This is a genomic window from uncultured Campylobacter sp., from assembly GCF_938017775.1.
GTDB lineage: Bacteria > Campylobacterota > Campylobacteria > Campylobacterales > Campylobacteraceae > Campylobacter_B.
Map to the genome: position 1 here is coordinate 1 of NZ_CALIIU010000039.1, position 3,536 is coordinate 3,536.

The window sequence follows — 3,536 nt, forward strand, 5'->3', positions numbered from 1 at the left end:
ATTGCGAGGTCGCTCCCCTTCCCGCCCCAAACCCCACCTAACCCCCGACGACGCTAGCGGTGCAGGCTACGCCTGGGTATTTTCATTAAGCGACTATGCCGCATAAATTTGAGTTAAATTTATGCGCTTAGTTCGCAGTTACACCTCGCGCATCTCCTCTGCTAGGCGCTTTTTGTAGGTGCGCTTGAAATGAAACGCCCAAATTAGCGGAAAGATTATCTCCAACCCTTTCCAAAATACATATCCACCATACCAAAAAAAACATTTGCAAACCGCATAGCAAGCGACTACATAGCTTGTCCCAAAGACGGCACCCCAAGCTACTATTTCAGAGTCGGTCGTAACAATCCAGATCGCAACCAAATATATGAAAGCGCTTAATAACGCAGTCGGGAAAAACCAATTCAGAACGCCTAATTTCTGGTGATTTATATCCGCGCTAAGATAGCCCGCCACGCACGCGATGATGCATAGGGCGCATAAGATAGTGCGTAGCACGGCTAAATAGCGCAGCCCACGGGGTTGCATCGCGCCTTCGTAGTCGCTGTTTTCGCAGCTACTACTTTGGCTGTTTTTGCTGCCACGCCCCGCCACATAGACAAGATGTGCGCCCAGCGCTATGAAACACGCGCATGCTGCAAGGTCCCAAAATATGAAGTTACCGAAGATTGTCCCGCCCGAGCCATCATCGCCCGTAGGTCCTATTAAATAAGGCCACGAAATTTTCACTATGCAAAACGTCGCCGCAAGCAAAATCGGATGCAGCGCGAGCCTGCCGCTTCTTAAATCAGAGAGTAAATTTTTAAAATATCTCATGCTTTCCCCTTAAAATTCCGCGGAATTTTACTAGCTTTCCATTATTTTAAGGCGTGGTTTGGGTTCGAAATTTTAAAGCCACTTTGCTCGCTCATTGCTAGGGTCCGTTTCGTTGCCGATCGCTTCGTAGCGCGAGTAGTAAAACTCCACAAACTCCCGCACTTGCGTCTCGCGCGGCAGATACACGCCGTCGCTAAGCTCCGCGAAGCGCGATAAAAATTCCGCCGCGTCCTTTTTGTCGCAATAAAGCCGCGCCAGCTCCTCATAGTTTTGCAGGCACGCGGCCTTGAAGCTCTCATAGCCTGCGCGGTCAAATTTAACCGCCAGCCGCATGCCGTCAAATTTCAAAACGCCCGATGCAAAAAGCAAGCTCAGATGTATCAGAGCCTCGCAGTAGTAGGGCTTGAGCTCCTCCACCCGCTGCCACGCGATGAGGCCCACGGCGCGGCGGATCAGCTCATCCAGCACCGGCAGGCAAAACTCCGCCTCCTCGTGGAAAAAGAAGTTCACGAGCCCGCCGGTGGTCGCCTTGTACTCCTCGATGAGCTTAAAAAGCCCTGAGCGGTTCATGCGCGCCTCGGTGTCCGCGTCGATGAAAAATATATGCCCGAACTCGTGTCCGATCGTCGATATTTCGTAGACGCGGCGCCAAATTTGCGGCTTTTTAAATAAAATTTCGCGCCCGAAATTTAGATACTTAAGGTCGAAAATTTCGCTGCTTAGCCGCATAAAAGGTCTAGCCTTGGCGCTTTCATAGACGAAATTTACGAAGGCGAAAATTTTCTTGCCGCAGTTGGTGCTTACGAACTCGTCGTTGGGCACGACCTGCGCCGAAAAGAGCCCGTTAAGATCGGCGCCGTAGTAGATCAGCGGCGCGCAGACGTAAAGCTGGGTCTTGGCGATGTTTGAGAGCACGAGCGAGTGCATGACGGCATTGTTCGCGCCGATTTTTTCATACGCGCGCTCAAAACTCTCGCTTACGCGCGCTTTAAATTCCTCCGCGCTAAACTCATACGCGCCCGCAAGCCTGACGTCCCATTCCAGCGCGACTGCGTGCGTGTAGGCGTCCTCGTAGTACTCAAGCGGATGGCCGATCTGAAGCGGCGTTTTTATATCCATCCACGCGATCTCCGCATCCCGCCACGCGCCGATCACGGCGCTAGCGTCCCTTTCGCAAAAGGCCTGTTTGAGCTTACTTAGATACGCGATGTAGGCTAGCTCGCTCTCATCTCCCGCGAGCGTCACAAGGCGCTCCAAAAGATCGCTAAATTCGCTCTGCAGCTTTGCCGTCTCATCCGCAAATGCCACGGCGTAGGGCAGCATTTGGGATTTGCCCTCGCGCTGCACTATCGCGCCGTAGCAGCGCTCGCAGATCTCGCCGTGAGGCGTGCGCATAAACAGCTCCTCTTGCAGTAAAAATTCCTTCGCCTGCGCAAGCGAGCTAAATTCCTGCTGTAAGCGCTTGTTCGTGCCTTCGATAATTAGGGCTTGCCAGCTTTTTTGCATATCGCTTAGTACGAGCCCGATGCGGTGTACGCCCTTTAAAAGCTCCAGATAAAAGGGCTGTAAAATCCCATGCGCGCCCGCTTCGGCGATGAGCGCTGCGTGCATGCCTTCGTGTATTTCGCGCGTGAAGTCGTACATTTTGCTCTTTAGCTCGCGCTGGCGCGCCTCATCGTAGCCCAAGCGGCGAAATTCTTGCAGTAGCGGATCCTCTTTGAGATCCACGATGCGGCGCAGTACGGCGATGCGCGCAGTATCGCTAGGCTCAAAGCCGCAGATCTCCAGCCCGCGCGCGATCAGCTCGTCGTGCGGCTCGTCGTAGAGGGCATTTAGTCGCGCTTTAGCAGCGACCGCCATCTCGCTAAGTTTTGCAAAATCGTTCATCGCGTATCCTTTTTGCCGTTTTATCGTCTTTTTACGAGCGGAATGTGTCTGCTTCGAGAGCTAAATTTTATCCTCACGCCCGCTTAAAATTTTAAAATTTCGACATAGATTTTTGCCGATTGTATCGAAAAAGTGTTAAATTTGCGCGGTTAAAATGCGAGATTTTTAAATTTAAGGAGTAAAAATGAGCGATTTAGACTTAGACGATTTCGGCGAGCCGCGCATCAAGGTCGTAGCGCTGCCTAAGGATACGAATAGCTCGGGCAATATTTTCGGCGGCTGGATACTAGCGCAGATCGATTTAGCGGGCGCGACGGCGGCGCGCGAGATAGCGCCCGAGCGGGTCGTGACGATCTCGATGCAGGAAGTAACTTTCAAGCAGCCCGTATTTATCGGCGATGTCATCAGCTGCTACGCAAAAGTCCTAAGTGTGGGAAATACCTCTATCCGCGTGCAGATCGAGGTCGCGGCGCTGCGGCTTGGTGAGGATGGATTTCGCGAGTGCTTGCACGTAACCAGCGCGATCGCAACCTACGTAAGCGTGACCAAATCAGGCCAAAAAAAGCCTATCAGCGCAGAGATTAAGCGGCTGCATGGATTTTAAAATTTTTTAGACTTTAGTTTTAGCTCAAGGAATTTTAGCGTCAAGCTTATAACGCGAAAATTTTTATGTGGGATAAGCTTAGTGCGCAGAATTTACTGCATAAAATTTTATAATTTTAAGCGCGGAATTTTGCTGTACAGTATTTTAGCGGAAAACCTCGCAGACGGAATTTTGGAATTTTAGAATTTTAGAATTTTAGAATTTTAGAATTTTAGAATTTTAGAATTTT

General features: G+C 50.8%; 3 protein-coding genes. 1 reads left to right on the plus strand and 2 read right to left on the minus strand.

Features of this window, described 5'->3' with window-relative positions:
* Window positions 1-138 precede the first annotated feature (138 nt).
* Both Q0537_RS06400 and ciaB read right to left on the minus strand, forming a co-directional pair.
* Window positions 139-816 carry a hypothetical protein gene (locus Q0537_RS06400; protein WP_299226178.1) on the minus strand — a complete coding sequence of 226 codons (678 nt, stop codon included), beginning with the start codon at window positions 814-816 and terminating at the stop codon, window positions 139-141.
* 72 nt (window positions 817-888) lie between these two features.
* A complete protein-coding gene (gene ciaB, locus Q0537_RS06405) occupies window positions 889-2,703 on the minus strand; it encodes an invasion protein CiaB (RefSeq protein WP_298979608.1) in 1,815 nt (604 codons plus the stop codon).
* Window positions 2,704-2,887: 184 nt separating this feature from the next.
* Between ciaB and Q0537_RS06410 the strand changes: the two genes are divergently transcribed.
* Window positions 2,888-3,307, plus strand: a complete 420-nt coding sequence (locus tag Q0537_RS06410; RefSeq protein ID WP_297880791.1) for an acyl-CoA thioesterase — start codon at window positions 2,888-2,890, stop codon at window positions 3,305-3,307.
* The last annotated feature ends 229 nt before the right edge of the window (window positions 3,308-3,536 follow it).

Coding starts and splice junctions, on each gene's coding strand:
- Q0537_RS06400 (WP_299226178.1), bottom strand. CDS start 816: ATGAGATATTTTAAAAATTTACTCTCTGATTTAAGAAGCGGCAGGCTC.
- ciaB (WP_298979608.1), bottom strand. CDS start 2,703: ATGAACGATTTTGCAAAACTTAGCGAGATGGCGGTCGCTGCTAAAGCG.
- Q0537_RS06410 (WP_297880791.1), top strand. CDS start 2,888: ATGAGCGATTTAGACTTAGACGATTTCGGCGAGCCGCGCATCAAGGTC.